This is a genomic window from Bacillus safensis (genome assembly GCF_039619585.1).
GTDB lineage: Bacteria > Bacillota > Bacilli > Bacillales > Bacillaceae > Bacillus > Bacillus safensis.
The window spans coordinates 137,341-158,369 of sequence record NZ_CP154909.1 but is presented as its reverse complement, the minus strand read 5'-3'; the positions used below and the strand labels follow the sequence as shown (position 1 = coordinate 158,369).

Below are 21,029 nucleotides of genomic sequence, written 5' to 3'. Positions count from 1 at the left end.
ATGTTTTGAAGGAATGATCCTTCAAAACTAAACAAGACGAAAACGCACGCTGCTCCATATATCCTTAGAAAGGAGGTGATCCAGCCGCACCTTCCGATACGGCTACCTTGTTACGACTTCACCCCAATCATCTGCCCCACCTTCGGCGGCTGGCTCCATAAAGGTTACCTCACCGACTTCGGGTGTTGCAAACTCTCGTGGTGTGACGGGCGGTGTGTACAAGGCCCGGGAACGTATTCACCGCGGCATGCTGATCCGCGATTACTAGCGATTCCAGCTTCACGCAGTCGAGTTGCAGACTGCGATCCGAACTGAGAACAGATTTATGGGATTGGCTAAACCTTGCGGTCTTGCAGCCCTTTGTTCTGTCCATTGTAGCACGTGTGTAGCCCAGGTCATAAGGGGCATGATGATTTGACGTCATCCCCACCTTCCTCCGGTTTGTCACCGGCAGTCACCTTAGAGTGCCCAACTGAATGCTGGCAACTAAGATCAAGGGTTGCGCTCGTTGCGGGACTTAACCCAACATCTCACGACACGAGCTGACGACAACCATGCACCACCTGTCACTCTGTCCCCGAAGGGAAAGCCCTATCTCTAGGGTTGTCAGAGGATGTCAAGACCTGGTAAGGTTCTTCGCGTTGCTTCGAATTAAACCACATGCTCCACCGCTTGTGCGGGCCCCCGTCAATTCCTTTGAGTTTCAGTCTTGCGACCGTACTCCCCAGGCGGAGTGCTTAATGCGTTAGCTGCAGCACTAAGGGGCGGAAACCCCCTAACACTTAGCACTCATCGTTTACGGCGTGGACTACCAGGGTATCTAATCCTGTTCGCTCCCCACGCTTTCGCTCCTCAGCGTCAGTTACAGACCAGAGAGTCGCCTTCGCCACTGGTGTTCCTCCACATCTCTACGCATTTCACCGCTACACGTGGAATTCCACTCTCCTCTTCTGCACTCAAGTTTCCCAGTTTCCAATGACCCTCCCCGGTTGAGCCGGGGGCTTTCACATCAGACTTAAGAAACCGCCTGCGAGCCCTTTACGCCCAATAATTCCGGACAACGCTTGCCACCTACGTATTACCGCGGCTGCTGGCACGTAGTTAGCCGTGGCTTTCTGGTTAGGTACCGTCAAGGTGCGAGCAGTTACTCTCGCACTTGTTCTTCCCTAACAACAGAGCTTTACGATCCGAAAACCTTCATCACTCACGCGGCGTTGCTCCGTCAGACTTTCGTCCATTGCGGAAGATTCCCTACTGCTGCCTCCCGTAGGAGTCTGGGCCGTGTCTCAGTCCCAGTGTGGCCGATCACCCTCTCAGGTCGGCTACGCATCGTCGCCTTGGTGAGCCATTACCCCACCAACTAGCTAATGCGCCGCGGGTCCATCTGTAAGTGACAGCCGAAACCGTCTTTCATCCTTGAACCATGCGGTTCAAGGAACTATCCGGTATTAGCTCCGGTTTCCCGGAGTTATCCCAGTCTTACAGGCAGGTTACCCACGTGTTACTCACCCGTCCGCCGCTAACATCCGGGAGCAAGCTCCCTTCTGTCCGCTCGACTTGCATGTATTAGGCACGCCGCCAGCGTTCGTCCTGAGCCAGGATCAAACTCTCCGAAAAAATACAAAACCGAAGTTTTGCTTTTCGCCAGTTTGACTGACTACCTATGAAGTATCATAGGATTTTTTTATAAAAACTCGAATTAACAGGTACGTTTTGTCTTGTTTAGTTTTCAAAGATCATCTCCGCCGTTCTTAGCGGCTTTAATAATATAACATTTCGCTTCATCTTATGTCAACAACTTTTTTCAAGTTTATTTCCCGAAGCGTTTTGTGTTTGTCACTGTGTGTCAGCGACGATTAATAATATATCACGAAAACATTCTATCGGTCAACGCCTTTTCGAAACTTTTTTTGAAATAGTTTTATTAAGCATCTTAAACCCTTGTCCTGCATACAATCAAGTAACAATCTTGGACAAGGCAGGAGTGTTTGAATTGAGTCGATTATATGTGTTGCCTATTAAACGGCTGAAGCAAGTTGTCATTATTCTTGTAGCAGCCCTTGCAGCTGCAACCTTTTTTTATGTACAAAAGGCACCGCCGCTGTCGGTATTTAAAACTGAACATGGACCCCGAGCCATTTATAAAGGAGAGACTTCATCAAAACATGTCTCTCTCACTTTTAATATTGGCTGGGGGGATGAGAAGGCTGTTCCTATTTTAAATGTCCTTCGAGAGTACGGTATAAAGAACGCCACTTTCTTTCTGTCTGCTTCTTGGGCTGAGCGTCATCCTGATATCGTGAAACAAATTAGGGAGGACGGCCATCAAATTGGAAGCCTCGGCTATGCTTATAAAAATTATAGCCAGCTTGAAGATAGTGAAATCAAGCAAGATCTTGTCCGTGCACAAAATACATTTCAAAAGCTTGGACTAGATGACATTCAACTATTAAGACCGCCAACTGGACAGTTTAACGAAACAGCACTGAAAATTGCCACACAGTACGGTTATACCGTTGTTCATTACAGCATCAATTCACAGGATTGGCTGAATCCGGGTGTCGACCAAATTGTTCAAAATGTAAATGATCGAATGAAAAGCGGAGACATTGTTCTCCTTCACGCCTCAGATTCAGCAACCCAAACCGCTCAAGCCTTACCAGCTATTTTGAAACAAATAAAAGAAAAGCATTTAAAAAATGTGACGGTTGGCGAACTGATCTCCAACACGAAAACAAAGTCATCAGAAGTTAAGTAGCTTTCGCTTTTGAAAACCGCGGCATCGCTAACAGCTGAAACGCATTACAGCCTAATAGCGGGAACAGCATTAAATACAGCCAGTCCTCTTCATTGACTCTGAGCGCCGGGAACCATTCTAACGACGTGATGACAACCATGAGAAACATTGCAGAAACAAATGTTTTCTTAGAGGACTGCTGCTGTTTAAAATAAGCCACGATCAATGCAAACACACCGATAAAAACAGGCAGCCACAAGTATGGAAGAAATGAATCATTCTCCCCGAAAAACAAAAATCGCAAGTAAGCTAAATCAAACAGCACAAAAATCACAAGAAACAGCTGAATGGTATTCCATAAAGAATGTGACCGGAAAATCTCTAACGCAAACCGGTGCACCGTCAAGAAGACAACAAACCCCATCTGGCTAATGACACTAAAGATCATCCCTACACCAATGAACCAAAACAACACAGATGCGATCTCTAGAATTTCAAACGATATAAAAAGCTTCTGATATTTCCCCCACTCCAGCGCAAAGCCTACCACGCTTGTAATGACCGCTCCAACAGCTAGCACAGAGAAGAAAAAACGAACTAAATCCCGACTTTTCATTGAATTGATCCAACCCCTATTTTTGTTATGTATAAATTTACGTGAAACATTCATATTAAAAGTAAGACATGTAACGAAAGGAGCCACAGTATGTCAAAAGGCATCTTGCGTATAATGAGCTGTTTTCTTCTTTTATCTCTAACAGCTTGTGCTCCCAAAACCCAATCCTCATCTAATATGGACTATGACGAAACAAAAAAAATGGTCGTCGATATATTAAAGACAGATGACGGTAAAAAGGCCATTCAACAGTTATTAAATGACGAGGCAATGAATGAAGCTTTGGTAATGGATGAACAAACTGTGAAAAAAACGATAGAGAAAACACTGACTTCTGATAAAGGCAAAGAGTTCTGGAAGAAGGTCTTTGAGGATTCTAAATTTGCCGAGACTTTCGCAAAATCCATGCAGCAACAGCATGAAAGAATGTTAAAACAGCTAATGAAGGATCCTGACTATCAACAGCTGATGATGGATATTCTCAAGGATCCTGAGATGGAAAAGAAATACGGTGAATTGGTAAAAAGCAAAGAGTTTAGAAAACACTTAGAAAAAGTCATTACGGAAACATTAAGCAGCCCTCTTTATAAGAAGAAATTCGAAGATGAGCTCAAAAAGGCAGCATCCGAAAGCAGCAGTGAATCCGGATCACAAGGAAGCGACAGTTAAACATCACCCGAGTGGCATTCATCCACTCGGGCTTTCATTATGCTTTCACTGCTAATTGTTCAATGACTTTATTCGCAATGTGTTGATACACTTCTCCTGTCGGATGACTTGCATCATAGACAGAAGGCGCAAAATCATCCTCATTCCAATCAGGCTGTCTTAAAGGAATTTGGCCAAGGACTGATACACGCAGCTCTTCAGCCAGCTTGTCCCCGCCGCCTTTTCCAAAGACGTATTCCTTTTCACCTGTTTTTTTGCTTTCATAATAGCTCATATTCTCAACGACCCCGAGCACCTCATGATCTGTTTGCAGTGCCATTGCGCCTGCTCTTGCTGCAACGAAGGCAGCTGTCGGATGCGGTGTAGTGACAATGATTTCTTTACAGCTAGGCAGCATTGTATGAATATCAAGCGCCACATCTCCCGTTCCAGGCGGAAGGTCTAATAGTAAGTAATCTAATTCTCCCCACTCAACTTCATGGAAGAAGTTATTTAACATTTTTCCAAGCATCGGTCCTCTCCAAATAACCGGTGCATTTTCTTCAACAAAAAAGCCCATTGAAATCACTTTGACACCAAAGCGCTCCACAGGAATAATTTTTTCCCCTTTAACTGTTGGTCTAACAGTGATTCCCATCATATCCGGTACACTAAAGCCATAAATATCAGCATCAATCAGCCCGACTTTTTTCCCTAGACGAGCCAGCGCTACAGCAAGGTTAACAGAAACAGTCGATTTACCAACGCCGCCCTTTCCACTCGCAATCGCTAAGAACTCAGGCGGATTTTTAGAGTTAAGCAGAGTTTCTTCCTCATCTTGTGATGGCATAAACTTTTCAAGTGTTTCCTGAGGCAGTTCCTCAAAACGAAGTCCTACTGTGTTAGCACCTGCTGCTTTCAAGGCTTGTACGATGTCTTGCTGCAGCTTCATCTGCTCAGCAGTGCCTGTTTTAGCAATGGCCACCTTTAGGCTCACATGCTCTTTCTCAGGCTTTAGGCTGATTTCCTTGATGGCATCCAGCTCACCAAGCGGTATATGAAGGAAAGGTTCGTCCATCTTCCCAACTAGTTTTCTCACATCATCTTGTCCGATCATAGCAGAACCTCACCCTTTATTGAATTCGTTTACAATCCAAGTATATCATACATATCCTTACAATGTCTGTCCTGTTTGCCTGCGATCAAAAGGAAAAAGCCCCTTATTCAGGAGGCTCTTTTTGCTCTGTTAAATATCTTAAAATCCCTTTATAAATAGAGGCAGCAATTTGATCCTGATATTTAGGTGTTGCCAGCTGGCCAGCCTCTTTCGGGTTGGAGAGAAATCCAATTTCCACAAGAGCTCCTGGCTTTGTGACATTTTGCATTAAATAAATGCCATTAATCCGCTTCGCCTTTCGATCCGTGTTTTCAAGATTTCTGCGTAATTCATCTTGAATAAACTTCGCTGCCTTTTCATTCTCTTCATACTTTCCATAAAAAAACGTCTGAGCCCCGCTCCATTTGTTTGATGGTATCGCATTTAAATGAATGCTTAAATAGAGATCCGCTTCAGATTCATTGATGACTTTGACGCGGTTCCTTAAATCCTCCGCTTTCTTTCTGGCATATCCCCTTGTATTCTTTGATGATAAATCAGAATCATCCTCTCGGGTCATGAGAACAAGCGCTCCCTGCTCCTGCAAATAGTCACGTATCTTCATGGATACATCCAGTGCAATCTCTTTCTCAAGCAGTTCTCCTCCTACAGCCCCTCCATCTGGACCGCCGTGACCCGGATCTAAATAGATGATCTTCCCGCTTAGAGGCAAATTCCACGATTTCCATGAATCATCATTTAGAAATTGAAACCTGAATAAGAATAAGAGGACAATAAACCCAATTAAAAACCCTGTCCACTTCAGCTTTCTTTTCATCCCTGTCCCTCCCATACACCATTATTTTATAGATATGGGACAAGGACTGGAAATATGCTTAGTGCAGCCGAAGCTTGTGTCTTTTTTCTGATTCACGAAAGCCTTCCTGCCACCACATGCTTAAAAAATCCTTCGCAAATGGATATAAACATGACATCTTCCGCTCCATACGGAACATATTCCCCCACGATTGCAAGCACCCTGCGAGCTCTTCAATCAGCTCAGCTTCCTCCTGGGAGGACCGCTTTTTGATATCGTCGAATGATTCGCCGTATTTACTCGACTCACCGTATCTCCCGCCAGCTAAGAAAGCTTCAATGGCGAAATCGATGCAGCCATCACTCATTATACCGGCTGGATCATCTGCAAATGGAAACAGCTTCTTTGTGAATTTCTCAGAAGCGGCCGTTACTTGTTGAAGAGACAATGTACGCAAAAGCTTCTTTTCAAGCGTGACATCTCGTTTTGTTTTTAGTTGATAAAATGAAAGCACTTCTGCCATGGACTGAACTCCTTTTTTCTTTGTATTGTTCGTTGGTTTGAACAAAACATGCAGTTCAGTAAATGGAAATGACGGTCAGTGAACGATCGGAATGGAAAATTGTGATAAAATAGATATTTACATATAGAAAGAAACAATAAAGGGGCAAAATCAATGAAGAAATGGATGTATATCCTGCTGCTATTAACTGTCGTCTTATCTGCATGCAGCAGTCAAGCCGCAGAGAAAAAGAGCGGTATAAAAGGAATAGAAGACATATCCTTAAAACAACTTTCAACACACAAAAACACGTATCTCGGTGACAATTCAGCCATTCGTGAAATCTTATCAGATCTTCCTGGAGGCGTAATACGTGAATTTGAAATCATCGATGGGAAAGCATTAGACGTCACGTATGGAGTAAAAGAAAATGCAGGCTATACAGAAGAACAGTTTGACGCCTTCTGGTTTGATCAAAAGGATACGATCGAAAAAACGTATTTATACAACGCCATCGCACTTTTTATTCTTGTCGATAACGTAGAGCAAGTGACACTTAACATGAGCTCGAAAGACGAGCCGTCCGTCACGTTTAAAAGAAAACAGATAGAAAAAAAACTCCCTCACCCTTTTAAAAAGTACAAAGACGATACAACACTTTGGCAAAAGGAACTGGTTGATGGAGTTGTGAAGTCAAAAGAGAAACGCCAAGATGTATACAAAACGTTTCCAATGCAGAAATAATAAAACAGAGGGGTGTTTCCCTCTGTTTTTTGATGTTTATGTAGTGAAAGCCTGTATCAATCGTTGTCGAAAGTTTTGATCCACTGCTGCAGTAAGCATAAATTCGTTGAATACTCCCCCAATCCAGTGAGAATTGTTCGCTTTCAGATCATTGATAAAAAGAGAAATGGATATAGAAGATGTATCTGTTCTTCGATATAAAGCACCTGTGAAAACGAACAATGTTGCTCCGCCTTTATACCAAAGATATTGATCTGTTTCCTTTTTCAATGTTTCTCCCAGTACGATTTGGCTAAAAAGACTCTTTTCTTCTATTGTTAACAGCTCATCCTGGAGACGTTTCATAAATTGTGCATATTGATTGGTTGTAGACTTTGTCAGCTTTTGCGTCAGTAATGATTGTATACGCCAGCCTAATAAGTTCTTTTTTTTCATTTTTTCTTCTAACGCCTTTTTATACTCTGGGTCATTTTTCATGATATTAAAAATCTCATTCATTAGAGATTTGTATTGTTCTTCGGATACACCGCTCATTTTCTTGAATGCATCCCGCCGACGATCAGATACATAAGCGGACCACAAAATCATTGGCGTCAGCGGCATGAGTTCATCATGTTCTGTAAGACCTGCTTGTTTCATCTGATCATTGATCTTTTCTAAGCCCAGCCGGTCAATCAAATAATCCGTACAAGCATTCGAACTGAATTGCATCATCCCTTTGGCAACATCTAATAAAGCCGCATGCTCAGAAAAATCATTGACCTCCAGCCAGTACGCGTGCGCACCACCGTCTGTTCTATCAATATAAAACCGCTCTATATCAGACAATGCCACTTTTTCCTCTAGCTTGATGGCGCCGCTCGATACAGCTTTAACAAAATGAAATAAAACTACTAATTTCACCGTACTTGCAAGTGGTGTTTTTTGATCAGCATTCCATTCTAACACCACATCATCATTTTCAATGATTGTCACTGAAACATCCTTTTTGTTTTTTGCGACAAATGTCAAAAGATCTTCCTTCGTTTTCTTCATATCTCTTTTATACAGCAAGACTTGAACCACCACGTAAAGTATGACCACACCTATGACAACTAGACCGATTTTGAGTAACATGTTTCTCCTTTCCAAATAACAGAGGATTTATATATTAAATATAGCAAATATTCCTAATAAAGGCACAAAAAAGGCAGAGGTACGTGAATCCTCCGCTTCTTGATATCCTTATTCATGAGGCAAATGCAGCTTCATTCCTTCATGAGTGGCTTCAAATCCTAATTTCTCATAAAAATGGCGTGCTTCTGGCCTCTGTTTATCTGTTGTCAGTTGAATTATATGACAGCCGCGGTCGCTTGCGCGTTGAATGGCCCACTTTATAAGCAGCGAACCGACTCCTTTTCCTCTATGACTCGAAGCCGTACGAACTCCTTCGATGGATGCTCTCCATCCCCCTTGATGTGTAAGAAATGGCGTCATGGTTAACTGAAGAACACCAACTGCTTCTTCCTGGTCACACGCAACAATGAGTTCAATATTTGGATCAGCATCGATTGAACGAAAGGCTTTGATATAACTTTCTAATAATGGGCGAGTGTAACGCTCTCTCTTTTGACCTAACTTATCATCTGAAAGCATGAAGACGATTTTGTCGAGGTCTTCTTGCACGGCTTCTCTCAATGTCAATTGATTTAAATTCAATGAAAGCACCTCCTATGATGGATGGAAGATTGTTTTCACTTACCAAAATACCAGTTAAGAGTGTTCATATAAGATTTGATCAGCTGCTTTTTCATCAAAGTATTTCATACCATGAAAACTGATCAAGCCCTCTTCACGAACCATTCCTCTTGTAAGATGGCATAGTAAAACTCATCCCACCACTCATTTCCTTGTGGTATACATTTTTTAAAATACCCCTCTCTCCTCATCTCCAATTTCTCCATCACTCTCCACGATGACACATTTTCAGGCTGACAAGTCGCAATGATTCGATGTAAATTCATTGTGTGAAAACCATGATGCAGAACGGCATAAGCCGCTTCTGATGCATAGCCCTTGTTTTGATAGGCAGGATTGAAAACCCAGCCAATTTCATATGTGTGCTCACCAAAGTAAGGATGAAACACGATATGCCCGATACATGTATGATCTTCTTTTAAAAGGACAGCAACATACTTAGCATCTTCATGACAATTATTTTTGACAAATTCCTTCGCATCTTCTTTAGAAAATACATCTTCCGGAATATACTTCATCACCGTCTCATTAGATGTATATGCATAGACATCCTGCCAATCATCCTCAGCAAATGATCGAATGATACACCTTTCTGTTGTTAGATTCATATGACACCCTCCATAGACTTCATTTTTTAAATAGAAACCTTGCTATGATCCTATTTTATATGTTTCCAAACAGAAAAAAACACAAATAAAAAAGCACCAGCAGGATGCTGATGCTTTTTTTATAAGGTTTGTCTGTAACAAACCTTTGTAAAACGTCCATACAATATAAAATTGATTAACGTTTTGAGAACTGAGGTGCGCGACGTGCGCCTTTAAGACCGTATTTCTTACGCTCTTTCATACGTGGGTCACGAGTAAGAAGTCCAGCACGTTTAAGTGATGTACGGTACTCAGGATCTACTTCTAGAAGAGCACGAGAGATACCGTGACGAATTGCTCCAGCTTGACCAGAGAATCCACCACCGTGAACATTTACAAGAACATCGTAGCTGTTAGCTGTTTCTGTGATGTTCAAAGGCTGTTTCACGTCTTCGATTAAAGCAGCGAATGGAATGTATTCAGTAATTTCACGATTATTAACGACGATACGGCCTTCACCTGGAACTAAGCGAACGCGCGCTACAGAACTTTTACGACGACCTGTACCGTAATATTGAACCTGTGCCAAATTGTTAACCTCCCTTATAATTAACCGCGAAGTTCGTAAACTTCAGGTTGTTGTGCTTGATGTGGATGCTCAGAACCACGGTACACATTTAATTTTTTGAACATTTGACGACCTAGTGGACCCTTTGGAAGCATACCTTTGATAGCAAGCTCCAGCATTTTTTCAGGGTAGTTTGTACGCATCTCAAGAGCAGTTCTTTGTTTCAAACCACCTGGGTGCATCGTGTGACGGTAGTAAATTTTGTCCGTCAATTTCTTACCTGTTAATTCAATTTTCTCAGCATTGATGATGATGACGTGATCACCTGTATCAACGTGTGGTGTATAAGTTGGTTTGTGCTTACCGCGCAAAAGTGATGCTACTTCAGTAGAAAGACGACCTAGAGTCTTGCCTGCCGCATCAACAACTAGCCATTTGCGCTCAATTGTGCTTGCGTTCGCCATTGGTGTTGTACGCATGAGTTTCCCTCCTAAATAAATCAATGAATTTTCCTTGAATCAAATGCTACGTTCTATTTCAAAACACAAGATAAGTCTTCCGGGGCTTATTTGTGGGGTTGAAATACATACCATATGATATCTTATAACTTTCTGCTTCCTGTGTCAAGAACATGTTACACCTGGTTTAGTTGTCATAGAAAACTTCCCATAAATACAGTCCGTGACTAGGCGCAGTCTTGCCTGCCGCTTCGCGATTTCGGGCGGCAAGCATAGCTTTTATCTCCTCAGGGTGAAATTTACCAGAACCGATTTCAAGCAACGTTCCAGCGATAATCCGCACCATGTTGTATAAAAAGCCATTCCCTCTCACACGCATTTCAAGCCCACCTGAGACGTTTTTCCACTCAAGGGCATAAATAACCCTCACCTTGTCCTGAACCTCCGTATTGGCCGCACAGAAGCTTGTAAAGTCATGCGTCCCAATCAGGTGCTCAGCGGCTTCTCTCATTTTATCGATATCCAGCCGGTAAGGATAGTGGCAGGCATACTGTCTCGTGAACACATTTTGGTGTGTTTCCGTTGAGACCTTATAACGGTACTCCTTCGAAACAACACCAAATCTGGCATGAAACGAGTCATCGACCTCCTCAGCCTTTAGAACACGGATATCATCCGGCAGCAAGCTGTTAAGGGCAAAAGGCCATCTCTCCATCGGGATCGAGAGCGGGGTGTCAAAATGGATGACCTGTCCCTTTGCATGGACACCGCTGTCCGTCCGGCCGGAAGCCACAATCGGAATCAGTTCATCCTGTTTGTGCATTCTTGCAAGGGCTGACTCTATCTCCGTCTGAACGGTTCGCTGCCCTGGCTGCACCTGATAGCCTTTAAAATGTGTCCCATCGTAGGATACGGTACATTTGACCTTCATCTAGGAATCACCTAATTTCTAAGCAGCACAAGGAGTGCTGTTAACAGGATGAATAAAAGCAGCGTGAACGTGTCCTTCATGCCCCAGACAAGCTGACGGTACTTCGTCCGTCCTTCTCCCCCGCGGTAGCCTCTCGCTTCCATCGCGGTCGCCAGTTCTTCTGCACGCTTAAACGCACTGACGAAAAGCGGAACAAGCAAAGGAACGATGGCTTTCATGCGATCCTTTAAAGGCCCGCTTGTAAAATCAACACCTCGTGCCATTTGTGCCTTCATGATTTTATCCGTCTCTTCTAATAACGTCGGAATAAACCGAAGAGAGATGGACATCATGAGAGCAAGCTCATGAACAGGCAGTTTGATTTTACGGAATGGGTGCAGAAGCTTCTCCATCCCGTCTGTCACTTCTATAGGCGTTGTGGTTAACGTAAGAAGTGTCGTCATCATGATGAGATAGACAAAACGGAGTGAAATGAATATTCCTTGCTTTAAACCTTCTTCATAAATATTCAGAAAACCAAAGTGGAATAGCAAGGCGCCATCCTTTGTCATGAAAATATGCAGAATAAAGGTAAACAGGACAATCCATAGGATCGGCTTCATTCCCTTGAGAATAAAGTATAGCGGCACCTGAGAAACCATCACCACAAGGATGGTAAAGACACCTAAAAGCCCGTAAGTGATGTAATTATTAGCAAAAAAAACAATAAAGACAAAAAAGAAAATTGATAACAGCTTTGTCCTTGGATCAAGACGATGGACAAAGGATGAACCTGGCACATATTTGCCGATAATCATACTATCCATCATGATGTCGTGTCCTCCTGATAAAGAGCTGTTAAGGCTTCTGCCATTTCATCCATCGTCAGGAGCGGCCTTGGAAACGTAATACCAAGCTTTTCTTCTACAGTCTGCTGGAATTTAATCGTTTCTGGGAGGTCGAGACCAAACGAAGACATATCTGTACGATTGGCAAACAACTCTCTCGGCGTACCTGTCGCCTTCACTGTCCCTTTATGCATCACAATCATTTGATCCGCATAATGAGCGGCATCTTCCATACTGTGTGTGACCAGAATCGTGGTGAGGTTTGCCTTTTGATGAAGGTCATAGAACATGTCCATGATTTCCTTCCGCCCGCGTGGATCCAGCCCAGCAGTCGGCTCATCAAGCACAAGCACTTCTGGCTCCATCGCTAAAACGCCTGCAATCGCCACACGTCTCATTTGACCACCGCTTAGTTCAAAGGGAGATCGAGATAATAGGGACTCAGGAAGACCAACCAGTTTCAGCATCTCCTTCGCCTTCGCTTCTGCCTTCTCTTGAGGAACACCGAAGTTCATCGGGCCAAAGCAGATATCCTTGAGGATGGTTTCCTCAAAGAGCTGATGCTCAGGAAACTGAAACACGATGCCTACCTTTTTCCGGAGGGGTTTCATATCCTTCTGCTTTTTATTGGCTTGTAAAACTGTCTCTCCAAGCGCAATGCTCCCCTTCGTTGGTTTGAGCAATCCATTTAAATGCTGCAGCAATGTAGACTTACCAGAGCCCGTATGACCAATGACAGCGACATAGCTGCCCTCTTTGATGGAAGCATTGACATCATACAAAGCGAGACGCTCAAACGGCGTTTTCATTTGATAACGATGCTCTAATTCTTTGATCGTAATGTCCATAGCTCTTTCACCAATCCTTCTTGTGTCAAATGGGCATTTGCAAGCGGCACACCTTGCTGCTTCAATTGCTTGCTCAATCGATAGGAAAATGGCAGATCAAGTCCAATCTGAACCAGCTGTTCATCTAGTTCAAATACTTCCTCTGGCGTTCCCTCGGAAAATTTCTTCCCGCCATTCATCACAATGACGCGGTCTGCTTTGGCAGCCTCGTCTAAATCATGTGTGATGGAAATGACTGTGACCGTTCCTTGTTCCTTCAGTAGTCTAACAGTCTCTAACACTTCTTCACGGCCAATCGGATCAAGCATTGATGTTGCTTCATCCAAGATCATGATGTCAGGGCTTGCGGCAAGCACACCTGCAATGGCGACTCTCTGCTTCTGCCCGCCTGATAGATGGTGCGGCTCTTGATCAAGAAACTCCTGCATATTGACCTGTTTGACAGCCCAATCTACACGTTCTATCATCAATTCCCGCTCAACCCCGTTATTTTCTAAACCAAAAGCCACATCATCACGAACCGTTGAGCCCACAAATTGGTTATCTGGGTTTTGAAAGACCATTCCGACCTTTTTGCGAATATCCCACACACTTTCTTCTTTAAGCTCAATCTCTCCAACCTTGACCGTACCAGCATCCGGTAAAATGAGCCCATTCAGCACACGGGCAAGTGTGGATTTACCTGAACCGTTATGACCAACAATGGCGAGCCATTCATTTTGATTCACATGCAGTGACACTTGATCTAAAGCGGGCTTGTCCACATCCTTGTGATAACGAAATACAATGTCCTTTACGTCAATTAATGTCTTCCCCATCTCTACCGGACCTCCTCTCAGCTCAACCTCTTCTTTGCTTATTCTTAAAAAAGCCGTAGTACCTAAAAAAGGGCATAGATCCAGTTATGAACTGTCCCGCCCTTTCTTAGATACACGATATGTGATTAAACTAATTCAATGACAGCCATTGGTGCGCCATCGCCGCGACGAGGTCCAAGCTTCATGATACGAGTGTATCCACCTTGGCGATCTTCGTAGCGAGTTGCAACGTCAGCGAATAATTTTTGAAGTGCATCTTGGTTTGTTTCAGCGTTAGCTACTTCATTACGAATGTAAGCTGCAGCTTGACGGCGAGCATGAAGATCTCCGCGTTTGCCAAGAGTGATCATTTTTTCAACTACAGAGCGAAGTTCTTTCGCACGTGTTTCAGTTGTTTCGATGCGTTCGTTGATGATCAAATCAGTCGTTAGGTCACGAAGCATTGCTTTACGTTGTGCACTAGTGCGTCCTAGCTTTCTGTATGCCATGTGATGTCCCCTCCTTAATTAGAGATGCTGTATGAATAAAAAACACACGAAAATCCTAGTTCACAATGAAACTAGTCAATCGTCTTTACGAAGACCCAGTCCAAGTTCTTCTAGTTTCGCTTTCACTTCTTCAAGAGATTTACGTCCAAGGTTACGAACTTTCATCATATCCTCTTCTGTCTTGTTAGCAAGCTCTTGAACAGTGTTAATACCCGCACGCTTCAAACAGTTGTAAGAACGAACAGAAAGATCAAGCTCTTCAATTGTCATTTCAAGCACTTTTTCTTTTTGGTCTTCTTCTTTCTCAACCATGATTTCAGCATGCTGAGCTTCGTCAGTTAACCCAACGAAAATATTCAGGTGTTCAGTTAAAATCTTAGAACCTAGAGCGATCGCTTCTTTCGGTCCTGTGCTTCCATCAGTCCATACATCTAGTGTTAATTTATCATAGTTTGTGATTTGCCCAACACGGGTGTTCTCCACTTGATAAGTCACACGAGATACAGGTGTATAGATTGAGTCGATCGGAATCACACCGATTGGCTGATCGTCTCTTTTGTTTGCATCAGCAGGATTATACCCGCGACCTCTTTGTGCAGTTAAGCGAACACGGAAGCTCGCATTCTTGCCAAGAGTTGCGATGTGAAGATCTGGATTTAAGATTTCAATATCGCTGTCGTGTGTAATATCAGCAGCTGTTACAGTACCTTCATCTTGTACATCAATTTCAAGCGTCTTCTCTTCTTCAGAGTAGATTTTGAGTGCAAGCTTTTTAATGTTTAAGATAATCGTTGTAACATCTTCAACCACGCCTTCGATCGTTGAGAATTCGTGTAAGACACCATCTATCTGGATCGATGTTACAGCTGCACCAGGAAGTGAGGATAAAAGGATACGACGAAGGGAGTTCCCTAAAGTGGTACCATATCCACGCTCAAGTGGCTCTACGACAAACTTGCCATACTTGGCATCGTCGCTGATTTCAACCGTTTCGATTTTTGGTTTTTCAATTTCGATCATCTAATAAAACCCTCCTTCAAAACGTCGAAACCTCGAATAGAATCATATGAGATTCCATCCGAAATTCCTCATTGTTTAGTCCCGTATGTGCTCAGGCAACGAGTCGTGTATTCGTCTCATAAATAACTGTATCATAACCCATTATTGACAGGGACACAAAATCTATACAAACAAATTACACGCGGCGACGTTTTGGTGGACGGCATCCGTTATGAGGAACTGGAGTTACGTCTCTAATTGCAGTAACTTCAAGACCTGCAGCTTGAAGTGCACGAATTGCAGCTTCACGACCAGAACCAGGACCTTTAACAGTTACTTCAAGTGTTTTAAGACCATGTTCGATAGAACCTTTAGCAGCAGTTTCAGCAGCCATTTGTGCAGCGAAAGGAGTAGATTTACGAGAACCTCTGAATCCTAATGCACCAGCACTTGACCAAGAAATTGCGTTTCCATGAACATCAGTAATCGTTACAATCGTGTTGTTGAAAGTGGAACGGATATGAGCGATTCCAGCTTCAATATTCTTTTTCACGCGACGTTTACGCGTATTTTGTTTACGAGCAGCAGCCATTCTTTAACTACCTCCTTTACTTATTTTTTCTTGTTAGCTACAGTACGACGCGGACCTTTACGAGTACGCGCGTTGTTTTTTGTGTTTTGTCCACGAACAGGAAGTCCTCTACGATGACGGATTCCGCGGTAGCTTCCGATTTCAATTAGACGCTTAATGTTAAGTGAAACTTCACGACGAAGGTCACCTTCTACTTTAAGTTTGTCAATGATATCACGGATTTTACCAAGTTCGTCTTCAGTTAGATCGCGAACGCGAGTGTCTTCAGAAACACCTGCTTCTTTAAGGACTTGTTGCGCAGTCGTACGACCAATTCCAAAAACATATGTTAAAGAAATGACAACACGCTTATCACGTGGAATATCTACACCAGCAATACGAGCCATGATTTGGGCACCTCCTTGTTATTAGCCTTGTTTTTGTTTATGTTTTGGGTTTTCACAGATCACCATTACTTTTCCTTTTCTGCGAATCACTTTACATTTTTCACAGATAGGTTTAACAGATGGTCTCACTTTCATGTGTTTCCAACCTCCTTCTTCCGGAGTTGCTTTATTTGTAACGGTACGTAATTCTACCACGAGTTAAGTCATATGGAGATAATTCTACCGTAACTTTGTCTCCAGGTAAAATGCGAATGAAGTGCATACGGATTTTTCCTGATACATGAGCCAAAACTGTATGACCATTCTCTAGTTCAACTTTGAACATTGCGTTTGGCAAAGTTTCTGCTACAGTACCTTCCACTTCAATTACATCGTCTTTCGCCATTCAAGTGTTCTCCCTTCTTCAAATCAGTAACTTGCTCTCTGACAAATGCCCAAATGAGAATCTCTCAATTGTTCATCTATCACCCGACCTGTTTTGAATATACTGTTCTGAACTTCCGGAGATACGCAATCATAAAAGGTTATATGATTGATATTTTTTCTTAGGAGAATGAAATTTACGCTTTTCTCCGTCTGCGATTAGTACATGGCAGCCAACGAACATGCCGATGACACCTGTATACTGATCTTGTTCTTTCTTTGGACTATACAGACAACCTGCCCGATTTGGGCCTGAAAGGCTTCAGTGAAGACCTAAATCTTAGTCAGTATATCAAAACCTGTATCTGTAATCGCAATCGTATGCTCAAAGTGAGCACACTTTTTCCCATCAACCGTTACAACCGTCCAGTTATCAGCCAATGTTTTCACATATCGGCTGCCTGCGTTCACCATCGGTTCGATGGCCAACACCATCCCAGGTTTTAGCCGCGGGCCTTTGTTGGGCGGACCATAATGAGGAATTTGAGGGTCCTCATGAAGATCCTGTCCGACCCCATGTCCAACATATTCTCTAACAACTGAAAAATTTTCATTTTCAACATACGTTTGTATGGCATGGGAAATGTTCGACAGACGTTCGCCTGGCTTTGCTTCCTGTAAGCCTTTATATAGAGATTCCTCTGTGACTTCCAGTAGTTTGCGGTCTTCATCACTGATTACCCCAACTGGATAAGTCCAAGCAGAGTCACCATGATAGCCATTTAACTTTGCGCCAATATCGATACTAATGATGTCACCATCACGTAAAACCCGTTTACCAGGAATACCGTGAACGAGTTCTTCATTCACCGAAACGCAAATGCTCCCGCGAAAACCATTATACCCTTTAAAAGATGGGATTGCACCCTGCTTTGTAATAAAACGTTCGGCAATTTGATCCAATTCTTTTGTCGAAATACCTGGTTTTATATGTTTCTTCAGCTCTTCATGAGTCAGTGCGACAATACGTCCAGCTTCTCTCATAATCTCAAGCTCGCGAGGAGTTTTACAGATAATCATTTATTTAATCCTCCAAGCAGGTCCTTGATATCTGCATACACATCGTTAATGTGCTTCGCACCATCAATGTTTACAAGATATCCTTTTTCTGAATAGAAGTTCAGTAAAGGTTCAGTCTGCTTTAAGTTTACTTCAAGTCTAGTCGAAACGGTTTCTGCATTATCATCTGCACGTTGATAAAGCTCGCCTCCACACTTGTCGCAAACATTTTCTTTCGCAGGTGGATTGAATACTAAATGATATGTTGCTCCGCAATTTTTGCAAATTCTTCGGCCAGTCAGACGCTCCATCAAAGCATCTTTATCGACTTTAATATTAATGACATAATCAATCGTTCTGCCAAGGTCCTTTAGAATTTCTTCTAAAGCTTCAGCCTGAGCGACTGTTCGCGGAAATCCGTCCAGAAGAAAACCTTGTTCACAATCATTTTTGCCAAGTCTTTCTCTAACAATACCGATTGTGACCTCATCAGGAACAAGCTCTCCTTTATCGATAAAGGATTTTGCTTCGAGCCCAAGTTGTGTCTCCTCTTTCATAGCAGCGCGGAACATATCTCCTGTTGAGATATGAGGGATCCCATAATCATCAACAATTCGTTCTGCCTGAGTGCCTTTACCAGCACCCGGAAGCCCCATTAAGACTAAGTTCATTTCGGATTTCCCCTTCCTTACTTAGAGAGGTTGGGCAGCTGCCCAGCCCTCTGTTTTATTTCATAAATCCACGGTAATTTCGTTTCACTAATTGGCTTTCAAGCTGTTTCATTGTTTCAAGTGCAACACCTACAACAATGAGAAGACTTGTGCCGCCAATTTGTGCAGCGGAAGGTAATCCAGCGAATTGAATGAAAAAGATAGGAAGTATTGAAATCACGGCTAAGAAAATGGCGCCCACAAACGTGAGTCGGTACAAAATGCTCGTAATTCTATCTTGAGTCATTTTCCCTGGACGAACTCCCGGGATATAGCCACCCTGCTTTTGCAGATTTTCAGCCATTTGTTCAGGATTGACTTGGACAAAGGCATAAAAATATGTGAAAGCAACAATCAGTGCTACATAAATCGTCATACCGATTGGCTTAGTATAGTCAAAGTTGTTGGTTATCCAAGTTGTTACATTATTGGTTCCGAAGAACGATGCGATCGTCTGCGGAGTAATAATGAAAGAAACGGCAAAGATGACTGGAATCACCCCTGCTGGATTCACTTTTAATGGAAGGTGCGTTGCTTGACTAGCAGACATTTGTGCACGGCCAGTTCCCTTTGAATATTGAATTGCAATCTTTCTCACTGCCATTTGAATGTAAATAACACCGATAACAATGACAAGAATGGCAATGACAATAAGGGCAATTTTAAGGATTTGCATGAACAGCTGTCCATCTCCACCTACAAATTGTTGAGCGTACACTTGTTTTAATGTTTGAGGGATACCAGCGATGATACCGGCAAAGATAATAATCGAAATACCGTTACCAACACCGTGAGCAGTAATCTGCTCACCCAGCCACATTAAAAATGCTGTTCCCGCAGTGAGTACGACCGCAATTAAGAGATACGTTGAAACACCAGGGTTTTCAATCAGCATGCCTCCTGCCATATTGTTAAATCCATATGACATTCCTAGCGCCTGGATAAATCCTAGAACAATTGTAAAATACCTTGTGAATTGTGCTAATTTTCGGCGGCCAACCTCTCCTTGCTTTGACCACTCAGTAAACTTCGGAACAACATCCATCTGCAAGAGCTGAATGATGATCGAAGCAGTGATATACGGCATAATCCCCATTGCAAGAATGGAGAATTGGAAAAGTGCCCCGCCCCCAAACGTGTTGAGGATTCCGAAAACACTCATTTGATCCTGTGCCTGGAGAACTTCGGCGTTCACATTAGGCACAGGGATGAAAGCACCTATACGAAAGACGACTAACATTAAAAGTGTGAATATAATCTTATTCCGTATATCTTTCACGCGCATAAAATTGGAGATTGTCTTAAACAAGTTAGATCACCTCGGCTGTACCGCCAGCAGCTTCAATCGCTTCTTTCGCAGAAGCAGAGAATTTATTGGCTTTTACAGTTAATTTTTTTTCTAATTTACCGTTGCCAAGAATTTTTACTCCTGCTTTTAACTTGCTTATTGCACCAGTCTCTAGAAGAAGTTCAGGAGTTACTTCCGTTCCTTCGTCAAAACTGTTTAATCTGTCTAAGTTGATTACCGCGTAATCTTTACGGTTAATGTTTGTAAAACCACGTTTTGGAAGGCGTTGGAATAAAGGCATCTGACCACCTTCGAAACCAGGGCGTACACCGCCGCCAGAACGAGCGTTTTGACCTTTATGACCTTTACCAGAAGTTTTACCGTTACCTGATCCAATACCACGACCAACACGGTTGCGTACTTTACGTGAACCTTCTGAAGGCTTCAATTCATGAAGTTTCATTTGGGCACCTCCTTATCGATTAAAAATGTTTTATTGTTCTTTAACAGAAACTAAATGAGACACCTTGTTAATCATGCCGCGGATCGCTGCATTGTCTTCATGTACGACTGTTTGGTTTGTTTTCTTAAGACCAAGAGTACGAACAGTGACACGCTGATCTTCAGGGCGACCGATTACACTGCGTTTGAGGGTAATTTCTAATTTATTTGCCATTATTGTTCCCTCCTTATCCTAACAGGTCTTCTACAGATTTTCCACGAAGCTTCGCTACATCTTCAGCACGTTTAAGCTCACTTAAACCTTGAAGTGTTGCGCGGATCATGTTGATCGGTGTATTAGAACCTAGAGATTTAGAAAGGATATCAGCTAGACCAGCAAGCTCAAGTACCGCACGAACTGGGCCTCCAGCGATAACTCCTGTACCTTCTGAAGCAGGCTTCAATAGAACGTTTCCTGCACCGAATCGACCGATGATTTCATGTGGAATTGTAGTTCCAACCATTGGTACTTCAATTAAATTCTTTTTCGCATCTTCAACAGCTTTGCGGATCGCTTCTGGTACTTCTTGTGCTTTACCAGTACCGAAACCTACATGACCGTTTTTGTCACCGACAACAACTAAAGCTGCAAAACGGAAACGACGTCCACCTTTAACAACTTTCGCTACGCGGTTAACCGTAACTAAGCGTTCTTCTAACTCTAATTTGCTTGGGTCAATACGACTCATTCGGATGTGTCCCTCCTTCT

General features: G+C 42.9%; 28 protein-coding genes, 1 rRNA gene and 1 pseudogene. 3 read left to right on the top strand and 27 right to left on the bottom strand.

Features of this window, described 5'->3' with window-relative positions:
- Positions 1-68 precede the first annotated feature (68 nt).
- Positions 69-1,617: ribosomal RNA gene (locus AAYR28_RS00930) — 16S ribosomal RNA — on the bottom strand.
- A gap of 376 nt (positions 1,618-1,993) precedes the next feature.
- On the opposite strand from AAYR28_RS00930, the gene pdaB reads away from it, so the two are divergent.
- Complete coding sequence (gene pdaB, locus AAYR28_RS00925) at positions 1,994-2,758, top strand: polysaccharide deacetylase family sporulation protein PdaB (protein WP_024425619.1); 765 nt, start codon at positions 1,994-1,996, stop codon at positions 2,756-2,758.
- Here pdaB and AAYR28_RS00920 read toward each other — a convergent pair.
- Complete coding sequence (locus tag AAYR28_RS00920; RefSeq protein WP_034283864.1) at positions 2,751-3,353, bottom strand: KinB-signaling pathway activation protein; 603 nt, start codon at positions 3,351-3,353, stop codon at positions 2,751-2,753. The genes pdaB and AAYR28_RS00920 overlap by 8 nt on opposite strands.
- A 90-nt stretch (positions 3,354-3,443) precedes the next feature.
- Between AAYR28_RS00920 and gerD the strand changes: the two genes are divergently transcribed.
- Complete coding sequence (gerD, locus tag AAYR28_RS00915) at positions 3,444-4,022, top strand: spore germination lipoprotein GerD (protein WP_065215438.1); 579 nt, start codon at positions 3,444-3,446, stop codon at positions 4,020-4,022.
- A gap of 37 nt (positions 4,023-4,059) precedes the next feature.
- On the opposite strand, the gene AAYR28_RS00910 is transcribed toward gerD, so the two are convergent.
- The 3 genes from AAYR28_RS00910 to AAYR28_RS00900 form a co-directional block, all read right to left on the bottom strand.
- The gene (locus AAYR28_RS00910; protein WP_024425873.1) at positions 4,060-5,118 is read right to left on the bottom strand and encodes an Mrp/NBP35 family ATP-binding protein; all 1,059 of its coding nucleotides are present in this window, start codon (positions 5,116-5,118) and stop codon (positions 4,060-4,062) included.
- 103 nt (positions 5,119-5,221) lie between these two features.
- On the bottom strand, positions 5,222-5,935 hold the full coding sequence (gene cwlD, locus AAYR28_RS00905) for an N-acetylmuramoyl-L-alanine amidase CwlD (RefSeq protein WP_034283867.1): 714 nt from the start codon (positions 5,933-5,935) through the stop codon (positions 5,222-5,224).
- 58 nt (positions 5,936-5,993) lie between these two features.
- Positions 5,994-6,437, bottom strand: coding sequence for a DUF2521 family protein (locus AAYR28_RS00900; RefSeq protein ID WP_044333888.1), 444 nt, complete (start codon positions 6,435-6,437; stop codon positions 5,994-5,996).
- Between the two features lie 153 nt (positions 6,438-6,590).
- Between AAYR28_RS00900 and AAYR28_RS00895 the strand changes: the two genes are divergently transcribed.
- On the top strand, positions 6,591-7,160 hold the full coding sequence (locus AAYR28_RS00895) for a DUF4825 domain-containing protein (RefSeq protein ID WP_046314389.1): 570 nt from the start codon (positions 6,591-6,593) through the stop codon (positions 7,158-7,160).
- Between the two features lie 36 nt (positions 7,161-7,196).
- On the opposite strand, the gene AAYR28_RS00890 is transcribed toward AAYR28_RS00895, so the two are convergent.
- The 22 genes and pseudogenes from AAYR28_RS00890 to rpsE all read right to left on the bottom strand — a co-directional run bounded on the left by AAYR28_RS00890 (position 7,197) and on the right by rpsE (position 21,009).
- Entirely contained in the window at positions 7,197-8,276 is a 1,080-nt protein-coding gene (locus tag AAYR28_RS00890) for a serine hydrolase (RefSeq protein ID WP_241770648.1), read from the bottom strand.
- A 108-nt stretch (positions 8,277-8,384) separates the two neighbouring features.
- The gene (locus AAYR28_RS00885) at positions 8,385-8,858 is read right to left on the bottom strand and encodes a GNAT family N-acetyltransferase (RefSeq protein WP_041115149.1); all 474 of its coding nucleotides are present in this window, start codon (positions 8,856-8,858) and stop codon (positions 8,385-8,387) included.
- 122 nt (positions 8,859-8,980) lie between these two features.
- Entirely contained in the window at positions 8,981-9,505 is a 525-nt protein-coding gene (locus AAYR28_RS00880; RefSeq protein WP_061110681.1) for a GNAT family N-acetyltransferase, read from the bottom strand.
- Positions 9,506-9,680: 175 nt separating this feature from the next.
- Positions 9,681-10,073 (bottom strand): 30S ribosomal protein S9, encoded by a 393-nt coding sequence (gene rpsI / locus AAYR28_RS00875; RefSeq protein WP_039175996.1) that lies wholly within the window; start codon positions 10,071-10,073, stop codon positions 9,681-9,683.
- A gap of 20 nt (positions 10,074-10,093) precedes the next feature.
- The gene (gene rplM / locus AAYR28_RS00870) at positions 10,094-10,531 is read right to left on the bottom strand and encodes a 50S ribosomal protein L13 (protein ID WP_003217042.1); all 438 of its coding nucleotides are present in this window, start codon (positions 10,529-10,531) and stop codon (positions 10,094-10,096) included.
- Between the two features lie 166 nt (positions 10,532-10,697).
- Entirely contained in the window at positions 10,698-11,441 is a 744-nt protein-coding gene (gene truA, locus AAYR28_RS00865; RefSeq protein ID WP_061110680.1) for a tRNA pseudouridine(38-40) synthase TruA, read from the bottom strand.
- A gap of 11 nt (positions 11,442-11,452) precedes the next feature.
- Positions 11,453-12,250 carry an energy-coupling factor transporter transmembrane component T family protein gene (locus tag AAYR28_RS00860; RefSeq protein ID WP_034283880.1) on the bottom strand — a complete coding sequence of 266 codons (798 nt, stop codon included), beginning with the start codon at positions 12,248-12,250 and terminating at the stop codon, positions 11,453-11,455.
- Complete coding sequence (locus tag AAYR28_RS00855; RefSeq protein WP_039175989.1) at positions 12,247-13,116, bottom strand: energy-coupling factor ABC transporter ATP-binding protein; 870 nt, start codon at positions 13,114-13,116, stop codon at positions 12,247-12,249. Before AAYR28_RS00855 ends, AAYR28_RS00860 begins: the two co-directional genes overlap by 4 nt.
- Positions 13,092-13,934: an energy-coupling factor ABC transporter ATP-binding protein gene (locus tag AAYR28_RS00850; RefSeq protein WP_120209055.1), complete on the bottom strand. Its 843-nt coding sequence runs from the start codon at positions 13,932-13,934 to the stop codon at positions 13,092-13,094. Before AAYR28_RS00850 ends, AAYR28_RS00855 begins: the two co-directional genes overlap by 25 nt.
- Positions 13,935-14,059: 125 nt before the next feature.
- Positions 14,060-14,422 (bottom strand): 50S ribosomal protein L17, encoded by a 363-nt coding sequence (rplQ, locus tag AAYR28_RS00845; protein WP_003216944.1) that lies wholly within the window; start codon positions 14,420-14,422, stop codon positions 14,060-14,062.
- A gap of 75 nt (positions 14,423-14,497) precedes the next feature.
- Positions 14,498-15,442: a DNA-directed RNA polymerase subunit alpha gene (locus AAYR28_RS00840; RefSeq protein WP_003217009.1), complete on the bottom strand. Its 945-nt coding sequence runs from the start codon at positions 15,440-15,442 to the stop codon at positions 14,498-14,500.
- A 175-nt stretch (positions 15,443-15,617) separates the two neighbouring features.
- Complete coding sequence (rpsK, locus tag AAYR28_RS00835) at positions 15,618-16,013, bottom strand: 30S ribosomal protein S11 (RefSeq protein ID WP_003217231.1); 396 nt, start codon at positions 16,011-16,013, stop codon at positions 15,618-15,620.
- A 20-nt stretch (positions 16,014-16,033) separates the two neighbouring features.
- The gene (rpsM, locus tag AAYR28_RS00830; RefSeq protein ID WP_003217023.1) at positions 16,034-16,399 is read right to left on the bottom strand and encodes a 30S ribosomal protein S13; all 366 of its coding nucleotides are present in this window, start codon (positions 16,397-16,399) and stop codon (positions 16,034-16,036) included.
- 21 nt (positions 16,400-16,420) lie between these two features.
- Complete coding sequence (rpmJ, locus tag AAYR28_RS00825) at positions 16,421-16,534, bottom strand: 50S ribosomal protein L36 (protein ID WP_003156543.1); 114 nt, start codon at positions 16,532-16,534, stop codon at positions 16,421-16,423.
- 31 nt (positions 16,535-16,565) lie between these two features.
- Entirely contained in the window at positions 16,566-16,784 is a 219-nt protein-coding gene (gene infA, locus AAYR28_RS00820; RefSeq protein WP_003217190.1) for a translation initiation factor IF-1, read from the bottom strand.
- Positions 16,762-17,068 (bottom strand): annotated as a pseudogene (locus AAYR28_RS00815) (KOW domain-containing RNA-binding protein). Before AAYR28_RS00815 ends, infA begins: the two are co-directional and overlap by 23 nt.
- A 27-nt stretch (positions 17,069-17,095) precedes the next feature.
- A complete protein-coding gene (gene map, locus AAYR28_RS00810; protein WP_003217210.1) occupies positions 17,096-17,842 on the bottom strand; it encodes a type I methionyl aminopeptidase in 747 nt (248 codons plus the stop codon).
- Positions 17,839-18,492 carry an adenylate kinase gene (locus AAYR28_RS00805; RefSeq protein ID WP_034283883.1) on the bottom strand — a complete coding sequence of 218 codons (654 nt, stop codon included), beginning with the start codon at positions 18,490-18,492 and terminating at the stop codon, positions 17,839-17,841. The genes map and AAYR28_RS00805 overlap by 4 nt, the downstream gene beginning before the upstream one ends.
- A 55-nt stretch (positions 18,493-18,547) precedes the next feature.
- A complete protein-coding gene (secY, locus tag AAYR28_RS00800) occupies positions 18,548-19,840 on the bottom strand; it encodes a preprotein translocase subunit SecY (RefSeq protein WP_007496334.1) in 1,293 nt (430 codons plus the stop codon).
- A 1-nt stretch (position 19,841) separates the two neighbouring features.
- Complete coding sequence (gene rplO, locus AAYR28_RS00795) at positions 19,842-20,282, bottom strand: 50S ribosomal protein L15 (RefSeq protein ID WP_003216888.1); 441 nt, start codon at positions 20,280-20,282, stop codon at positions 19,842-19,844.
- Between the two features lie 30 nt (positions 20,283-20,312).
- Complete coding sequence (rpmD, locus tag AAYR28_RS00790; protein ID WP_003217067.1) at positions 20,313-20,495, bottom strand: 50S ribosomal protein L30; 183 nt, start codon at positions 20,493-20,495, stop codon at positions 20,313-20,315.
- Positions 20,496-20,508: 13 nt separating this feature from the next.
- A complete protein-coding gene (gene rpsE / locus AAYR28_RS00785; protein ID WP_007496332.1) occupies positions 20,509-21,009 on the bottom strand; it encodes a 30S ribosomal protein S5 in 501 nt (166 codons plus the stop codon).
- Positions 21,010-21,029 lie beyond the last annotated feature (20 nt).

Excerpts from the sequence above, each read along its gene's own strand:
- cwlD (WP_034283867.1), bottom strand. The coding sequence starts at position 5,935 with ATGAAAAGAAAGCTGAAGTGGACAGGGTTTTTAATTGGGTTTATTGTC.
- AAYR28_RS00855 (WP_039175989.1), bottom strand. The coding sequence starts at position 13,116 with ATGGACATTACGATCAAAGAATTAGAGCATCGTTATCAAATGAAAACG.
- AAYR28_RS00880 (WP_061110681.1), bottom strand. The coding sequence starts at position 9,505 with ATGAATCTAACAACAGAAAGGTGTATCATTCGATCATTTGCTGAGGAT.
- AAYR28_RS00895 (WP_046314389.1), top strand. The coding sequence starts at position 6,591 with ATGAAGAAATGGATGTATATCCTGCTGCTATTAACTGTCGTCTTATCT.
- rpmD (WP_003217067.1), bottom strand. The coding sequence starts at position 20,495 with ATGGCAAATAAATTAGAAATTACCCTCAAACGCAGTGTAATCGGTCGC.
- rpsE (WP_007496332.1), bottom strand. The coding sequence starts at position 21,009 with ATGAGTCGTATTGACCCAAGCAAATTAGAGTTAGAAGAACGCTTAGTT.
- gerD (WP_065215438.1), top strand. The coding sequence starts at position 3,444 with ATGTCAAAAGGCATCTTGCGTATAATGAGCTGTTTTCTTCTTTTATCT.
- AAYR28_RS00890 (WP_241770648.1), bottom strand. The coding sequence starts at position 8,276 with ATGTTACTCAAAATCGGTCTAGTTGTCATAGGTGTGGTCATACTTTAC.
- rplQ (WP_003216944.1), bottom strand. The coding sequence starts at position 14,422 with ATGGCATACAGAAAGCTAGGACGCACTAGTGCACAACGTAAAGCAATG.
- rpmJ (WP_003156543.1), bottom strand. The coding sequence starts at position 16,534 with ATGAAAGTGAGACCATCTGTTAAACCTATCTGTGAAAAATGTAAAGTG.
- AAYR28_RS00920 (WP_034283864.1), bottom strand. The coding sequence starts at position 3,353 with ATGAAAAGTCGGGATTTAGTTCGTTTTTTCTTCTCTGTGCTAGCTGTT.
- infA (WP_003217190.1), bottom strand. The coding sequence starts at position 16,784 with ATGGCGAAAGACGATGTAATTGAAGTGGAAGGTACTGTAGCAGAAACT.
- rplO (WP_003216888.1), bottom strand. The coding sequence starts at position 20,282 with ATGAAACTTCATGAATTGAAGCCTTCAGAAGGTTCACGTAAAGTACGC.
- AAYR28_RS00805 (WP_034283883.1), bottom strand. The coding sequence starts at position 18,492 with ATGAACTTAGTCTTAATGGGGCTTCCGGGTGCTGGTAAAGGCACTCAG.
- truA (WP_061110680.1), bottom strand. The coding sequence starts at position 11,441 with ATGAAGGTCAAATGTACCGTATCCTACGATGGGACACATTTTAAAGGC.
- AAYR28_RS00900 (WP_044333888.1), bottom strand. The coding sequence starts at position 6,437 with ATGGCAGAAGTGCTTTCATTTTATCAACTAAAAACAAAACGAGATGTC.
- map (WP_003217210.1), bottom strand. The coding sequence starts at position 17,842 with ATGATTATCTGTAAAACTCCTCGCGAGCTTGAGATTATGAGAGAAGCT.
- AAYR28_RS00840 (WP_003217009.1), bottom strand. The coding sequence starts at position 15,442 with ATGATCGAAATTGAAAAACCAAAAATCGAAACGGTTGAAATCAGCGAC.
- rpsK (WP_003217231.1), bottom strand. The coding sequence starts at position 16,013 with ATGGCTGCTGCTCGTAAACAAAATACGCGTAAACGTCGCGTGAAAAAG.
- AAYR28_RS00850 (WP_120209055.1), bottom strand. The coding sequence starts at position 13,934 with ATGGGGAAGACATTAATTGACGTAAAGGACATTGTATTTCGTTATCAC.
- rpsM (WP_003217023.1), bottom strand. The coding sequence starts at position 16,399 with ATGGCTCGTATTGCTGGTGTAGATATTCCACGTGATAAGCGTGTTGTC.
- AAYR28_RS00860 (WP_034283880.1), bottom strand. The coding sequence starts at position 12,250 with ATGATGGATAGTATGATTATCGGCAAATATGTGCCAGGTTCATCCTTT.
- rplM (WP_003217042.1), bottom strand. The coding sequence starts at position 10,531 with ATGCGTACAACACCAATGGCGAACGCAAGCACAATTGAGCGCAAATGG.
- AAYR28_RS00910 (WP_024425873.1), bottom strand. The coding sequence starts at position 5,118 with ATGATCGGACAAGATGATGTGAGAAAACTAGTTGGGAAGATGGACGAA.